The 15,169-nt window shown below is 71.8% G+C and carries 15 protein-coding genes; 3 read left to right on the top strand and 12 right to left on the bottom strand.

Annotated elements, in window-relative coordinates; translation table 11 throughout:
* Positions 1-143 precede the first annotated feature (143 nt).
* Positions 144-1,580, top strand: coding sequence for a GuaB1 family IMP dehydrogenase-related protein (locus O7621_RS11405; protein WP_282233937.1), 1,437 nt, complete (start codon positions 144-146; stop codon positions 1,578-1,580).
* A gap of 36 nt (positions 1,581-1,616) precedes the next feature.
* Here the strand turns inward: O7621_RS11405 and O7621_RS11400 are convergent, their stop codons facing one another.
* The 8 genes from O7621_RS11400 to O7621_RS11365 form a co-directional block, all read right to left on the bottom strand.
* Positions 1,617-2,480 carry a transglutaminase family protein gene (locus O7621_RS11400; RefSeq protein ID WP_282233936.1) on the bottom strand — a complete coding sequence of 288 codons (864 nt, stop codon included), beginning with the start codon at positions 2,478-2,480 and terminating at the stop codon, positions 1,617-1,619.
* Positions 2,477-3,430 carry an alpha-E domain-containing protein gene (locus tag O7621_RS11395; protein ID WP_282233935.1) on the bottom strand — a complete coding sequence of 318 codons (954 nt, stop codon included), beginning with the start codon at positions 3,428-3,430 and terminating at the stop codon, positions 2,477-2,479. Before O7621_RS11395 ends, O7621_RS11400 begins: the two co-directional genes overlap by 4 nt.
* Positions 3,424-5,058 carry a circularly permuted type 2 ATP-grasp protein gene (locus O7621_RS11390; protein WP_282233934.1) on the bottom strand — a complete coding sequence of 545 codons (1,635 nt, stop codon included), beginning with the start codon at positions 5,056-5,058 and terminating at the stop codon, positions 3,424-3,426. The genes O7621_RS11395 and O7621_RS11390 overlap by 7 nt, the downstream gene beginning before the upstream one ends.
* A 306-nt stretch (positions 5,059-5,364) precedes the next feature.
* Entirely contained in the window at positions 5,365-5,562 is a 198-nt protein-coding gene (locus O7621_RS11385) for a hypothetical protein (protein ID WP_282233933.1), read from the bottom strand.
* Complete coding sequence (locus O7621_RS11380; RefSeq protein WP_282233932.1) at positions 5,559-5,822, bottom strand: hypothetical protein; 264 nt, start codon at positions 5,820-5,822, stop codon at positions 5,559-5,561. Before O7621_RS11380 ends, O7621_RS11385 begins: the two co-directional genes overlap by 4 nt.
* Positions 5,819-5,992: a hypothetical protein gene (locus O7621_RS11375; RefSeq protein ID WP_282233931.1), complete on the bottom strand. Its 174-nt coding sequence runs from the start codon at positions 5,990-5,992 to the stop codon at positions 5,819-5,821. The genes O7621_RS11380 and O7621_RS11375 overlap by 4 nt, the downstream gene beginning before the upstream one ends.
* A gap of 298 nt (positions 5,993-6,290) precedes the next feature.
* A complete protein-coding gene (locus tag O7621_RS11370) occupies positions 6,291-7,502 on the bottom strand; it encodes a helix-turn-helix transcriptional regulator (RefSeq protein ID WP_282233930.1) in 1,212 nt (403 codons plus the stop codon).
* Positions 7,503-7,927: 425 nt separating this feature from the next.
* Entirely contained in the window at positions 7,928-9,331 is a 1,404-nt protein-coding gene (locus O7621_RS11365) for an NAD(P)H-quinone dehydrogenase (RefSeq protein WP_282233929.1), read from the bottom strand.
* Positions 9,332-9,464: 133 nt separating this feature from the next.
* Between O7621_RS11365 and O7621_RS11360 the strand changes: the two genes are divergently transcribed.
* A complete protein-coding gene (locus O7621_RS11360; RefSeq protein ID WP_278167063.1) occupies positions 9,465-9,920 on the top strand; it encodes a gamma-glutamylcyclotransferase family protein in 456 nt (151 codons plus the stop codon).
* Here O7621_RS11360 and O7621_RS11355 read toward each other — a convergent pair.
* From O7621_RS11355 to O7621_RS11345, 3 genes are read right to left on the bottom strand one after another with little or no spacing between them, the layout of a single operon-like run.
* Positions 9,885-10,682 (bottom strand): hypothetical protein, encoded by a 798-nt coding sequence (locus O7621_RS11355; protein WP_282233928.1) that lies wholly within the window; start codon positions 10,680-10,682, stop codon positions 9,885-9,887. The genes O7621_RS11360 and O7621_RS11355 overlap by 36 nt on opposite strands.
* Positions 10,683-10,737: 55 nt before the next feature.
* On the bottom strand, positions 10,738-11,694 hold the full coding sequence (locus O7621_RS11350) for a hypothetical protein (protein WP_282233927.1): 957 nt from the start codon (positions 11,692-11,694) through the stop codon (positions 10,738-10,740).
* 11 nt (positions 11,695-11,705) lie between these two features.
* Positions 11,706-12,335, bottom strand: a complete 630-nt coding sequence (locus tag O7621_RS11345) for an MBL fold metallo-hydrolase (RefSeq protein WP_282233926.1) — start codon at positions 12,333-12,335, stop codon at positions 11,706-11,708.
* 127 nt (positions 12,336-12,462) lie between these two features.
* Here O7621_RS11345 and O7621_RS11340 point away from each other — a divergent pair, with 127 nt between their 5' ends.
* Positions 12,463-13,569 (top strand): DUF4349 domain-containing protein, encoded by a 1,107-nt coding sequence (locus tag O7621_RS11340; protein ID WP_282234550.1) that lies wholly within the window; start codon positions 12,463-12,465, stop codon positions 13,567-13,569.
* Positions 13,570-13,577: 8 nt separating this feature from the next.
* Here the strand turns inward: O7621_RS11340 and O7621_RS11335 are convergent, their stop codons facing one another.
* Positions 13,578-14,837, bottom strand: coding sequence for an amidohydrolase (locus tag O7621_RS11335; protein ID WP_282233925.1), 1,260 nt, complete (start codon positions 14,835-14,837; stop codon positions 13,578-13,580).
* Positions 14,838-15,169 lie beyond the last annotated feature (332 nt).

The following is a 15,169-nucleotide window of genomic DNA, read 5'->3' as shown; positions in this document are numbered from 1 at the left end:
GAGGATCGCCTGGGGATTCGCTTTCAGAAGTTCTGAGGAAACGTCTCCGGCTCTTGATCGCCAGGGCATGACCTGGACCTGCTGCGCTCGCGATCGGCTCCGGAACCGCCGCGCCGGGATGCCCGGGAGGGCATGATGGCCGGGTGCGGTTCACTTCCGACGTGCCCGGCGGGCACGAGTTCACCTACAACGACGTCTTCCTGGTGCCCAACCGCTCCGACGTGGCGTCCCGCCTCGACGTCGACCTGGCCACCACGGACGGCACCGGCACCACCGTCCCGATCGTCGCCGCCAACATGACCGCGGTGGCCGGCCGACGGATGGCCGAGACCGTCGCCCGGCGGGGCGGCCTGGCGGTGATCCCGCAGGACATCCCGATCGAGGTGATCGCCGAGGTGGTCGCCTGGGTCAAGCGACGGCACCTGGTGCACGACACGGCCCTGACCCTGGCCCCCACGGACACCGTCGGCGACGCCATCCACCTGCTACCCAAGCGGTCCCACGGCGCGGTGATCGTGGTCGAGGCCGGGCGTCCGATCGGCATCGTCACCGAGTCCGACTGCGCCGGCGTCGACCGCTTCGCTCAACTGCGGGACGTGATGTCCCGCGAGCCGTTGACCGTGCCGGAGACCACCGACCCACGTACCGGGTTCGACCTGATGGCGCAGGGCCGGCGGCGGGCCGCACCGGTGGTCGACGACGCCGGCCGGCTGGTCGGGGTGCTGACCCGGGCCGGCGCGCTGCGCGCCACCCTGTACCGGCCGGCGGTCGACGCCGCCGGCCGGTTGCGGGTGGCCGCCGCCGTGGGCATCAACGGCGACGTCACCGGCAAGGCCACCGCGCTGCTCTCCGCCGGGGTGGACACCATAGTGGTGGACACCGCGCACGGCCATCAGGAACGGATGCTGGCCGCGGTACGCGCGGTACGCAAACTGGACCCGGCGGTGCCGGTGGTGGCCGGCAACGTGGTCACCGCCGCCGGGGTCGACGACCTGATCGACGCCGGTGCCGACATCGTCAAGGTCGGCGTCGGACCGGGCGCGATGTGCACCACCCGGATGATGACCGGGGTCGGCCGGCCGCAGTTCTCCGCCGTGCTGGAATGCGCGGCGGCGGCCCGCCGACGCGGGCGGCACGTCTGGGCCGACGGCGGGGTGCGGCACCCGCGCGACGTGGCGCTCGCCCTGGCCGCCGGTGCGGCCAACGTGATGATCGGGTCCTGGTTCGCCGGCACCTACGAGTCGCCCGGCGACATGTACACCGACCCGGACGGCCGCCGCTACAAGGAAAGTTTCGGCATGGCGTCGGCCCGGGCGGTCAGCGCCCGCACCGCCGACGACAGCCCGTTCGAGCGGGCCCGAAAGGCGGTCTTCGAGGAAGGGATCTCGTCGGCGCGGATGTTCCTCGACCCGGCCCGGCCCGGCGTCGAGGACCTGATCGACGAGATCGTCGCCGGGGTACGCAGTGCCTGCACCTACGTCGGGGCGGCGACCCTGGCCGAGTTCCACGACCGGGCGGTCGTCGGGGTGCAGAGCACCGCCGGCTACACGGAAGGACTGCCGGTAGCCGGCAGCTGGTGACCGTAGTACGGCGGTCGGGCTCGGCAGCGGGCCGGTTCAGCGCAGCCGGGTGATCGCCACCTCGACGCCCTGACCGGTGTTCGCCGGACCGGCGTACACCCCTTTGAGCGGGGGCACGTCCCCGTACTCCCGGCCCCGGCCGACCACCACGTGCCGCTCGCCGACCGGGATCCCGTTGGTCGGGTCGAAGGCCGTCCACCGGCCGGCCCACCACTCCACCCAGGCGTGGCTCTGCCCGACCACCCGTTCACCGATCGCCGCGTCCGGGCTGGGGTGCAGGTAGCCGGAGACGTACCGGGCCGGCGTGCCGACGACCCGCAGCAGCCCCACCACCAGGTGGCTGATGTCCTGGCAGACACCTTTGCGTTGCCGCCAGGCGTGCACCGCGTCGGTCTGCACCCCGGTCGAACCCGTGGTGTAGGCGACCTGCTCGCGGACCTGCTCGCAGATCGCCAACGCGGCGGCGTGCGGGGTCGGGTGGGCGGCCCGCACCGACTCGGCCAACGCGGTCAGTTCCTCGTCCACGGCGGTACGCGGAGTGGGCAGCAGGAACTCGTGCCACTGGTCCACCTGCTCCGGTCGGGCCAGGTCGGCCCAGCCGGCCGAGTCCGCCGCGTCGAGCAGATCCCCCGGCGGCAGGGTCTCCACTGTGGAAATTGCGGCGACCTCCAGCGCCTCGTGCGGGGTGTGCAGGTCGAAGGCGGTCACCCCGGTGCCCCAGTAGTCCTCGTACCGGTAGGTGCGGGCCGGCGGGAAGACCTCGACCCGGGCCTCCAGCACCGCCTGGTGGGCCTCGTTGCGCGGCGACATCCGGGCCTCGTTGTACGACGACCCGACCTGGCCGGCGTAGCTGAACCCGGTGCGGTGCTCCACCTTCAGCCGCCAGGAGTGCACGCTCACGCCACCGCCTCCGGGAGCCAGAGCACCGCCGCGGTCTGCCGGAAGTACCGCCGGGACACCGCCTCGTTGAGATGCGAACAGGTGCGCTCCAGGCTGTCCAGTACGGCGGCGAGGTCGGCGAGGAGTTCGTCGGCGCCGCGGAACTCCAGGTTGGTCCGGGCCCGCCCGATGATCCGCTGCGCGTCGGTGACCGCTCCCGTCCGGCCGGTCGACCCGGTGCCGGCGGTCCGTTCCAGCTCTGCCAGGCAGGACTCGGCGGCGGCCAATGCGGCGAACACCGACCGGGGGAAGAGCCGGTCCAGCAGCAGGAACTCGGCGGCGTGCTGGTCGTCCAGGGAGCCACGGTAGGTACGCAGGAAGGTCTCCCAGGCACCGCAGGAGCGCAGCAGGGTCAGCCAGGACGGGATGCTGCCGCCGGCCCGCACGTGGGTGGAGAGCAGCCGGGCGGTCATGTCGACCCGTTCGATGTTGCGGCCGAGCACCAGGAACAGCCAGCCCTCGTCGCGGCTCATGGTGGCGTCGGTGAGCCCTGCCATCAATGCGCAGCGTTCCCGGGTCCAGCGGAAGAATGCGTGCACCCCCTGCTGCTCGACCCGACGACGGGCGTCCGGCAGCCCGTGCCAGGTGGCGTTGAGGCACTCCCACATCTCCGATGAGATCGTCTCCCGGGCGCCACGGGCGTTCTCCCGGGCGGCGGCCAGCGACCCGACGACCGAGCTGGCGTTACGTCCGTCGAGGCCGAGCAGGCCGACCAGCCGCGCCGACGACACCGGCTGGTCATCGACGTCGACGCCCATCACGCCAAGGAGCGACCGGCAGGCGGTCTCCTCGGCCACCCACGGATCGGAGATGATCCGGTGCAGGTGTACGTCGAGGATGCGGGAGGTGTCCTCGGCCCGCTCCACGTACCGGCCGATCCAGTAGAGCGACTCGGCGATCCGGCTCAGCATCGACCGCCCTCCCCGCGTGCCTGTCGTCCTTGTTCTTGCCGTTGTTCCTGCTGTTGCTGTTGTTGCTGCTGTCGGGCGGAGGTCCCGGCGATGCCGGGGCCGGCGTCCGGGGTCGGCGCGGCCGGCGACTGGTCGACACCGCCGACGGTCAGGTCGGCGAGCACCGGCGCGTCGTCCGGGTGCGGCGTCGCGGTCGGCGACGCCAGCACCCAGGTGTCCTTCGAGCCACCGCCCTGGCTGGAGTTGACCACCAGGGCGCCTTCGGGCAACGCCACCCGGGTCAGGCCGCCGGGCAGTACCCAGACCCGGTCGCCGTCGTTGACCGCGAACGGGCGCAGGTCGACGTGCCGGGCCCGCAGCCGGTTGCCGATCAGCGTCGGCACCATCGACAGCGCCACCTCGCGCTGGGCGATCCAGCCACGGGGGTCGATCAGGATCCGCTCCCGGACCTGAGCCAGCTGCTCGTCACTGGCCTGGGAACCGATCACGATGCCGGCGCCGCCGGAGCCGTCGACCGGCTTGAGCACCAGCTGATCCAGCCGGTCGAGGACGTGGTCGAGCACATCCGGGCCGTCGTCGAGGCGGTACGTCTCGACGTTCGGCAGGATCGGCTCCTCGGCCAGGTAGTAGCGGATCAGCTCCGGCACGTACGTGTAGAGCAGCTTGTCGTCGGCGACGCCGTTGCCGACCGCGTTGGCGATGGTGACCCGGCCGGCGCGGGCCGCGTTGAGCAGCCCGGCGACGCCGAGCACCGAGTCGGCCCGGAAGTGCACCGGGTCGAGAAACTCGTCGTCGATCCGCCGGTAGATGACATCGACCCGCTGCTCACCGCCGGTGGTGCGCATCGCCACCTCGTTGCCGACACAGACCAGGTCGCGCCCTTCGACCAGCTCAACGCCCATCTCCCGGGCCAGCAGTGCGTGCTCGAAGTAGGCCGAGTTGTGCACCCCGGGGGTGAGCACCACCACCGTCGGGTCGACGACGCCGGCCGGTGCGGCGGCCCGCAGCGCCCGCAGCAGTTGCGCCGGATAGGACTCCACCGGCTGGATCCGGGTCGAGGCGAAGACCTCCGGCAGTACGTGGGCCATCGCCCGCCGGTTCTCCATCACGTAACTGACCCCGGACGGCACCCGTACGTTGTCCTCCAGGACCCGGAAGGTGCCCTGCTCGTCGCGGATCAGGTCGACTCCGGCGACATGGATGCGCACCCCGTTGTGCGGCATGATGCCGGCCGCCTCGCGGTGGAAATGGGCGCTGGTCACCACCAGCCGGCGGGGTACCACGCCGTCGGCGAGCACCCGGGCCGGACCGTAGATGTCGGCGAGGAACGCCTCCAACGCGCGTACCCGCTGGGCGACTCCGGCCGAGACGGTGCGCCACTGGTCGGCGGCGATGATCCGGGGCACGATGTCCAGCGGGAACGGCCGCTCGACGCCCTTGAGCGCGAAGGTGATGCCCTGGTCGAGAAAGGCCCGGGCGAGGACGTCGGCGCGTACCTCCAGCTCGGCGCTGGACAGGGGCTGCAGAGTGGCGTGCAGGGCCTCGTAGGTCTGCCGCGGCATGCCCGGCTCGCCGAACATCTCGTCCCAGCCGGGGCCGAGGTGGTAGTCCTCGAACAGATCGGCCATCGGCCAGCCCCGCCCTTCATCCGACGACTGCGGTCTGCTCCCTGTCCCCGATGGTTATCACACCTGCCTGCATCGCACCACGGAGCGCGGCCGCCTGCATCTTCACGGTTCCCGCACGGTACGCGTTGCTCGTTGCGTACGAGTAACGCGACCGGACGCCCGGTGAGGGAACGGGCCGCCGGTCCCTCGCGATTCCGGTGCCCGCAGCTGGCTCCGGGAACCAACGAGTTACACAGCGTTGCCTCGTCTGGTCGGGGTGTCCGACTGACCTTGATGCCACAGGTGCATCAAGATGCACCTGTGGCATCAGCCTTGAAAAGCACCATGGGTGTGGCGGTACTCGGCAGCGGCCCGGCGGGTACGCGCCCACGACAACTGCCGGCAGTCGGTGGTGCCGGGGCAGCCGGTGTGGCAGCGGCGGCCGGCGTCGTGGGCCTGCACCGCGCTCGCCGCCGCCTCGTCGAGGTCCCGGTCGGTGACCGGCCCGTCGTCCATCGCGGTCACCGACCGGCCCTCGCCGAGTCAATCCAGGTCCATGCCACGAACCGCTCGTACAGTTCGCGCGGATCGGTGATACCCGCCTCGGCGGCGGCGAGCGGCAGCATCCCACCGATGTCGACCGACAACGCGAGTGGCTCACTGGCGTACGCCTCGGCCAGCTGAACGCGGGCCGGCGGGCATGGCCACGGGGTGTCCACCGGGCAGACCGCGCACGTCCAGGACGGGCGCTGCGGGGTGTGCACCGGCCCGGGTCGGCCGGTCACAACAGGTAGTACCGGCCGCCGTTGCCGCCCCGCCGGTCGGCCCGGTCGGTACGGGTCGCCGGCCGACCGGTCCCGGGCCGGGTCGGCTGGTCGGCGTACCGGCGACGGCCGGGCACCGGACGGACGACGTCGACCACGGCGTCGACCCGGAGAAACCACTTGCCGATCATCTTCGCGCTCCTCTGTCAGCGGGGGCGGCGGCCCGGCGGGCACGGGGGAACCCGGCCGGACCGCCGCCGATCTGGGTGGCCCGGCCCCGCGGATCCCGCGCGAGGGCACACGCGGGGTACCGGGCAGGACCGGGCCGTACGGGCGCTGCGCGGACCGGCCCCACCTACCTCTCGGACCACGCATGGATGCGCTCCGCACACACACTGTCACCGCACGACCAGTAGCGACATGTACAGGAAGGGACAATTCGACGGACGCTCAAACGTGAACTGACCCGCTACGGGGCAGCGGTCCTGGTCAGGTGATGTCCAGGAAGTCCGCTAGGTCGCGCAGTTTGCGCGGCACAGTTCTGGAGTTGGCATGCAGCAGACGATCAGTCAGGCGATGGGCGTACCGCTGATAGCGCAGCCACTCCGGCGCCGCTTCACGCAGTTGCAGGAGAATCGCCAAAGCCTCGTCCCGGTGACGGCGATCGATCGCGGCAGCGGCGACGTCCAAGCGGAACCGCTGATACGTCACGGCCGGCCGCGCACCGGGTGGAACGGTGCGCGCAACCCGGGTCGCGCGGCCGGCGTCCCCGGTCACCATCGCCAGCTCGACCTCACGCATGGCCACAACCGCCGGCGCGAACGTGGTCCAGTGCGCGACGTGCGGCGAGATGTAACCAGCGGCGACGTGCGCGGCCGCGTGCGCACGGCGAAGGGCGTCTGCGGCCACATCCATCCGGTTGTTGCGGGTGGCGGCAGCCGCCGCACCGAGGTTCAGCCACCCCCACACCGCGACCTGGCTCGCCGGTGACTTCGTCAGACTCGGTTCGATCTGTTCCGCAGTGTCGAGCGCGGCGCGTTCGGCGTCGTCGAACCGAGCCTGGCGGGTCAGTAGCCACCCCTCGCTGCACACGACGGAGGCCGTCAGGACATCGTCGCCAGCGCGGCGGCCAGCGTCCATCGCCAGCCCGAGCGCGTGATAGGCGAGATCGTCCTTCCGCAGCTGGGTCAGCACCAGAGCGCCGGTCTGGTAGACCTGCGCAAGCTGACCCCACATGCTGTGCTTCTGCTGTTCGTCAGCCTCGGCCACACCAGTGCGGGCATGACTGATGGCCATGGGAAGTGCCGCTACGGCACCGGCGTAGTCGCTGTCCCGGAACATGCCGTTGATCTCGCGCACGGAATCAACGACATCGTCGAGGCTCGGCGGAGCATCGTCTGCCAGGGCAACCAGGTCACCGGTGGCAGTTCTGGCTGGCTGCAACATTCGGCGGATCTGGTAGAGCTCGTCACGGTCGTCGGTCGGCGGTTGCATCTGGACCGGTCCGGGGTGGAACAGGTCGACTGTGGTCACACCGAGTGCGGCGGCGAGGCGGCGCAGGGTCGGAAGCGAGGCGGAGTCCCGGTCGCCGCGTTCCAGCTTGCGAATCACGGAGGTGCTGACGCCGCTTCGTTCCGCGAGGCCTTCCTGAGTGAATCCAGCCCGTCGACGCTTCCGAGCCAGAGCCTCCCCGATGTTCATCGTCGCCCTCCCGCACGAGGGTTGTCGGCTGGCCACTGCACCGGCCAGCGCCCTCATCGCGACGGTACGCCGGACCGGCCACCACGGCTACGCTGCTCGGCAGGGGTCGGCCTGCACACCGGCCCCACCGTCTCGTCTGCGTGCTCGCCAGTTGATTCGGGCCGTCGAGGGAACCGTCATTGTCGTCAAAACGGGCCCGAGACAACAATGTGGGTTCCCTCGGCGCATGGCCACGCGACGCAGGCTCGCCCTCGCCGGTTCGGCCAGCGCCGCGAGGCAGGGGGCGGGCTGCCGGCACGGGACCTGCCGGCAGCCCGGGCGTAGTCCGCGACCGCCGGGAACGGGATCCGGAGGTAGCAGATGTTGCCGTGTCAACCGTACGCCTTCCTGGCCGATCCGCGCCGCCCCCGAAAGTTCCTAGTCAATCACTCTTCGTCATGCCACATGAGCTGACGTGCGGCTTCAGCGATTGATCCGGACAACGAGGGATAAATTGTGATTGTGTGCGCCAGCTGGCTCACCGTCATGTGGTTCTCGACCGCGACGGTGATCGGCATGATCAACTCGCTGGCCCTGGGAGCCACCACCACCCCGCCGATGATCTGCCCGCTGGCTGGCCGGCAGAACAGCTTGACGAAGCCGTCCCGCAGGTCGGCCATCTTCGCCCGGGCGTTGCCGGCCAGCGGCAGCATCACCTGCCGGGCCTGTACCCGCCCGTCGTCCACCTCGTCCTGGGACACCCCGACGGTGGCCAGCTCCGGATCGGTGAAGACGTTCGCCGCGACGGTACGCAGCCGCAGCGGCACCACCGCCTCGCCGAGCGCGTGCCACATCGCGATCCGGCCCTGCATCGCCGCGACGCTGGCCAGCGGCAGCACGCCGGTGCAGTCGCCGGCCGCGTAGATGCCCGGCACATTGGTACGCGACACCCGGTCCACCGGCACGTGCCCACTGTCCGCGACGGTCACCCCGTACTCGGCGAGCCCCAGGTCCGCCGTGTTCGGCACCGAGCCGACCGCGATCAACGCGTGCGAGGCGGTCACCGTACGGCCGTCGCTGAGCCGCACCTCGACGCCGTCGCCGACCCGGGTGACGGCGTCGGCACGCGAGTTGTTCAGAATCGTCATGCCCCGGGCCCGGAACACCTGCTCGATCGCCATCGCCGCGTCGGCGTCCTCGTGCGGCATCACCCGGTCCCGGCTGGAGACGAGGGTCACCGGCACCCCCATCGCCAGGTACGCGCTGGCGAACTCGGCACCGGTCACGCCGGAGCCGACCACCACCAGGTGTTCCGGCAGCGCCGGCAGGTCGTACACCTGGCGCCAGGTCAGGATGCGTTCGCCGTCGGGCACGGCGGTGGGCAGCTGCCGGGGCGTGGCACCGGTGGCGACAAGTACGGTCGACGCCTCAATCGGGTACTCAGCGTCACCGTTGTCGGGGCTGACGAGCACCCGGTGGGTGTGACCGAGCGTGTCCTCACCGAGTCGGGCCCGCCCCGCGACGAAAGTCACACCAGCTTTGACGAGTTTGCTGTGCACGTCGGCCGACTGGGCCAGCGCGAGCCGCTTGACTCGGGCGTGCACTGCGGTCGCGTCGACGGTGACCGCCTCCAGCCCGTCGGAGTCGATGCCGAACTCCTCGGTGTCCCGGTACCCGGTGACCACCTCTGAGCTGGCGATGAAGGTCTTGGATGGGACACAGTCGGACAGTACGCAGGCGCCGCCGGCCCCGTCCGCCTCGACCACCGTGACGTCGGCCCGCAGCTGCGCCGCGACCAACGCCGCCTCGTAGCCGGCCGGGCCACCGCCGATTATCACTATCCGCTTCAAAACGACTCTCTCCCCAAACTTGAACTTATGCTGATGAACCACCCGGCTGGCCACGGCCGCCGACCGGTTGCCCGACACGCGACACGCTCACTCGTATTCTCCCCCACCCCTCTGCCGGGCTATCGTCATCGCCGTGCGTCACTACGCCGCGTATGGCTCAAACCTCGACCCTGCCCGGATGCGTGCTTACTGTCCGCATTCGCCGATGGTGGGCACCGGCTGGCTGGAAGGCTGGCGGCTCACCTTCGCCGGTGAGGGGGTGATCGGCTGGGAGGGAGCGGTCACCACCATCGTGGAGTCACCGGGCGACCGGGTCTTCGTCGCACTCTACGACGTACATCCGTGGGACGCCGCGCAGCTCGACGAGGTCGAGGGCGCGTTGTCCGGCACCTACCGGCGGCTGACCGTCCGGGCTGTCACCCTGGACGGGGCGGTCACCGCCTGGGTCTACGTCTTCGACGGGTACGAGGGCGGGTTGCCCACCGCCTGGTACCTGTCGGAGATCGCCAATGCCGCCGAGAAGGCTGGCGCGCCGGACGACTACGTCGCCGAGCTACGGAAGCGACCCACCCGTACCGCCACCGCCTGACCTGCCTTCCACCGGCCGACCGGTCGCCGGCCGTACGTGGGACAGCGCAGCGTGCAGCAACTCGACGAGTTCCCGCCGGTGCTCCGCACCCAGCGCGGCGAACGCCTGACCGGTGATCCGGTTGGTAACCCGGTCCGCCCACAACCGGCGGCGGATCAGCGGGCCGACCGGCGGCCACGGCGGCGACCACCCGGCCGCGACCGCGGCCTTCGTCCCGTCCGGGCCGCCCAGCAGCGCCTCCACCGGCGTCAGCCCGGCCACCCGTACCGCCATCAGGTGTGCCCCGGAGCGGTGCTCGGCGAGCAGTCGCACCGCGACGGCGGCCCGCGCCCCGGCCGTGTCGTCCGGCCGGGGCATCGCCCGCCAGGCGGCGAACAGCGGCATCGCGGTTGCGTCCGCCGCCCCCACCACCGCCTCGGCCAGCTCGACCAGCCGGTCCACCTGCGGGCAGTCGCCAAGCAGCTCGACACCCCACCGGCAGCATTCGGCCATGCTCACCGCCGCCACCTCGGTCGGGTCTATCACCGCGCTGGCGGCCTGCCAGCCGTCGGCCACCGCGTCGGCGGCGATGAACCCGAGCACGGCCGCGACCGTTTCGGCCGGTACGCCGCCGAGCACCCCGGCCCGGCCGGCGATGTGGAACGCCCAGCCGCTGAGCCCCAGTTGGCGCGCCCGGCTCAACGTGCGCGGACACTCCTGGTAGGCCGTACTCAACTCGTGCAGGCTGCGCCGGCACGCGCTGGCCGCCTGATCGGGATTCACCGCGTCATCGCCTTTCGCCCACCCGCCCGGCCGGTCGCCGCCACCGACTTTCCGGTCAGCGGTCGGTCTGCGGCCCGGGCAGGTCCTCCAGCGCGGCTGCCACGTCGCCGGCGTACCGTCGGGCGGCAACGGCTGCCCGTTCCGCAGTCTTGCGCGCCACCTTACGACGGGCATGCTCCCGCTCGGCTGCTGAGCGTCGCCGTTCCCATTCGGCCAGTTGACGCTGCGCCTCGGCGACGGCGTCGGCCGCGGCCTGCTCGGCGGCGACGGCCCGGTCGAGTTCGGAGCGGGCGGCCCGCTGGCCGGCCTCGGCTCGGTCCAGCTCGTCGACCAACCGCTGCCGGCGGGCGGCCAGCGCCCGAGCGGCCTTGTCCGCCGCCCGCTCGCGCTCCCGCTGCGCCGCCTGCGAAGAGTCCGCCGCCCGCGAAGACTCCCCCGCCCGCGCGGGCTCGGCCGCCCGGGGCGGCTGATCGGCGGCGGCCACCTCGTCGTCCGGGCCGACCAGCCGCAACCGGGGCCGCGGGACCTCGCCGAAACCGGCGTAGTCGACCGCGCGGACCAGCCGGCCGGACCGCACCTGGGCGGCGATCTCCTCGTCGGCGAGGGCGGCGGACAGGGTCGCCTCGACCTCGCCCAACGGCAGCTTCGTCGACGCCACCGCCGGGTCCTCCGCGACGGCCAGCTCCCGACACTCGGCCACCAGCCCGTCGACCAGCGCCCGCCGCCGGGTCGACAGCTCCCGCAGGGCAGCACCCCGCAGCTCCCGCTGGGCGGCGCGCAACTGCCCGGACAGCTCCACCAGACCGTCGAGCAGGTCGGCTCGGCGCAGCGCGAGCAGGTTGACCAGCCAGGCGGCCACCGTCGGTTTTCGGAGCTTGCCGATGGCCCGGGCGGTGTCCGGGTCGCTGCCCCGGGCGGTCGAGACGGCCTCGGCACGGGCCGCGACGAACCGCGCGGGCGGTACCGCGTACAGCCGTCGCACCACCTCGGCGGGCACTGCGCTGCCGGTCACGGCGGCCCGGCTCAGCGTACCGAGGTGCCGGCCGGCAGCCGGGCGTAGTCGCAGCCGGCCAGCTTGGTCATGTTGCCGTCGGTGACCTTGTGCCCGGCGTCGTTGAGCAGCCCGTCGTGCAGGGCGAGCGCCCGGCGCGGGGCCACCGCCCGGACGAACCCGACCGCCTCGGAGAGCTTCAGCCAGGGCGCGGAGACCGGCACGAACAGGATGTCCACCTCGGCGTCGGACGGCACGTCGAACGAGTCGCCCGGGTGGTAGACCGAGTCGGCGATCAGGAAGCCGAGGTTGGGCACCCGGGGCAGGTCGGGGTGGATCTCGGCATGCCATCCCCCGTACGCCCGGACCGGGATGCCGGCGGCCTCGAAGCGCTCCCCGGACTCGACGGCGGTCGCCACCTCGCCGAGCTCACCCAGCTTGGACACCACTGAGGGATGAGTGTGGATGGTCACCGAGGGTCGTCGGGCGAGCGCGTCGGTCAGCTGGCCGACGTCGAGGTGGTCGAAGTGCTCGTGGGTGACGAGAACCGCGTCGACGCCGTCGAGCGCGGCCGGCTCGCTGAACGCGCCCGGGTCGATCACCAGCACCGCGCCGTCGTGTTCCACCCGTACGCAGGAATGCCCGAACTTGGTCAGTCGCACCGTGACCCCCTGTGAGCCGAATCGTGATCTGCCGCCTCGCAGTCTGCCGGAACCGGCCGGCTCGCGCCGCGCGTCTGAACGACACCTGGTGAACGCGTATGACGATTCCGAGGAGCACCCCTTGACTGTGAACAACGCAAGACGAGGCCGGTGGCGCACCGGTGGCCGGCGCGGCGCGGCGACCGGCACGGCGGCCCTGCTCGCCCTGCTGATCCTGACCGGCTGCTCAGGGTCGGAGGACTCCGGTGTCAGCAGCTCCGCCGACATGCCGCAACGGGCCGAACCGGCCCCGGCGGGTGGCGCGCCGGGCGACGGCGGACTGACCGGCGGGGACGACGCGGGAGGCGAGGAGGCTGCCGGTGCGGACACTGCCGGCGGCGGTGAGCGGGGCGGCCAGGCCGACCGGCCGGACGGGACCTCACCGGTCGACCTGGCGGTGGGCAACCGGTCGATCATCTACTCCGGGTCGATCACCGTACGGGTGACCGATGTGCCGGCGAAGGCCGGCGAGGCGGCGACGATCGCGACCTCGGTCGGCGGGTTCGTCGGGCGAGACCAACGCTCCGAGTACGAGTCGTACGGCCGGGCCACGCTGGAGCTACGGGTGCCGGCGGAGCAGTTCGACCGGGTCGTCGACCGGCTGTCGAGCCTCGGCGAGGAGGTCAGCCGGGAGTTGAGCACCCAGGACGTCACCGAGGAGGTGCTGGACCTGGACGCCCGGATCACCACCCAGCAGGCCCGGGTGCGCAGCGGCCGGGCCCTGCTGGCCGAGGCGGAGACCCTGGCCGATCTGGTGATGCTGGAGTCGGAGCTGGCCAGACGGGAGGCGGACCTGGCGTCGTTGGAGGCCCGCAAACGTGGCCTGGACGACCTGGTGACGCTGTCCCGGATCACCATCGAGCTGGTCGGTCCGGACGCGACGCCACCGGTCGACGACGAGTCGGAGCTGGGTTTCCTGACCGGATTGGGGGCCGGTTGGCGGGCGTTCGTCGGATCCATGCAGGTACTGGTCACCGTGCTCGGCGCGCTGTTGCCATGGCTGATCGCTCTCGGCGTACCCGCGTTGGGGGTGTTCTGGCTGGTGCGGACGTCGCGGGGCCGGTCCCGGCCGGTTCCGGCCGCCACCGCACCCGCTGGCGGCGCACCGGTGCCGGCACCGCGAGGTGACCACGGCGGTACGGAAGGCGACCGCACGGACGACGACCGGGTCGCCGGCGACGCGACGGCCGGCTGATCCGCCGGTCAGTCGGCCTCGGCCAGCTGCAGCACGGTGTGGACGAGCAGGCGGACGCCGACCGCGATCGCCCGCTCGTCCACGTCGAACGAGGCGCGGTGAAGGTCACTGCCGGCCTCGGCGCGGCCGACTCCGAGGCGGGCCAGGGCACCCGGCACGTACTCCAGGTACCAGGAGAAGTCCTCGCCACCCATGCTCTGCGGGGTGTCGGCGACGGCGGCGGGGCCGAGGGCCGCTGCGGTGGCGGCGGTGAGCGCGCCGATCGCGGCGGCATCGTTGATCACCGGTGGTCGACCACGCAGGTACTCGATGTCGACCGTCGCGCCGGTCGGGGCGACCACTTCCCGGATGATCTGGGTGACGATGTCCGGTGCGGCGTCCCAGGTCGGCCGGTCTAGCACCCGCAAGGTGCCGGCGGCGCTGGCCTCGTTGGGGATCACGTTGTACTGGGTGCCGGCGGACGCCTGACCGAAGACCAGCAGCAGGCCGGCGTTGGCCGGCACCCGCCGGTTGACCAGCGCGGGCACCTCGGTGACCAGCCGGCCGAGGGCGTTGACCAGGTCGACGGTCAGGTGCGGGCGGGCGGTGTGACCGCCCGGACCGGACAGCCGCACGCTGATGTTGTCCGCCGCTGCGGTGATCGGGCCGACCCGCAGCCCGACCCGGCCGACCGGCAGGTTCGGGTCGCAGTGCAGCGCGAAGATCTGGGTGACGTCCTCGAGCCCGCCGGCCGCGACGACCTCCAGCGAGCCGCAGGGCAGGATCTCCTCCGCCGGTTGGAAGATCAGCCGGACCCGCTGGCGCAGTTCGCCGCGGTCGGCGAGCTGCGCGAGCAGCATCGCCACGCCGAGCAGTACGGTCGTGTGCACGTCGTGCCCGCAGGCGTGGCAGACGCCCGGCACGGTCGACCGGTACGGCACGTCCTTGACGTCGGCCAGCGGCAGCGCGTCGATGTCGGCGCGCAGCGCGACCACCGGGCCGTCGGCGGGGCCGGCGTCGATGTCGCAGATGACGCCGTTGCCCTTGGGCAGCAGCCGGGCGGTGAGCCCCATCCTGGTGAGCTGGTTGGCGATGAACGCGGCCGTCTCGAACTCGTGGCCGGACAGCTCCGGGTGGGCGTGCAGGTGCCGCCGGATCGCGGTCAACTGCCGCCCGCGGGCATCGAGCAACTGGTCCAGCCCGGCCGGCAGGGGTTGGGCACCTGGCAGTGGATCGGGCCAGGACGACGCCATCTCGCTGCCGGTGGGCAACGTCAACGCACTCGTCACGTCAGATTCTCGATCACTGTGGATGGGATGGGACTCCGACAGCCTAGACCGGGGACGGTAACGCTGCGCAACGTCATTCGGGTAGTGGCCGCATCGCGTATTGTCATGGAATGCCTGGTAGAGGCGATCGGACCGCTGCGGTCCGCCCCGAATGTCACCATCGTAGGCAGCCATGGGTCCCACACCTCCTACGCCGAGTAACGAGCCACGTAGCGACCCGGCTGCCGGTTCGGCCAAAAACTGACAGATATCTGACTGTCGCGACACCCCCCAGTCCGGGCGTGCCATCTGATAACGACACCGTGACGGGTTGCGCACCTAGAGTCCGATCC

The organism is Solwaraspora sp. WMMD937 (assembly GCF_029581175.1).
Classification (GTDB): domain Bacteria; phylum Actinomycetota; class Actinomycetes; order Mycobacteriales; family Micromonosporaceae; genus Micromonospora_E.
This window is presented reverse-complemented; position numbering and strand designations above follow the sequence as displayed.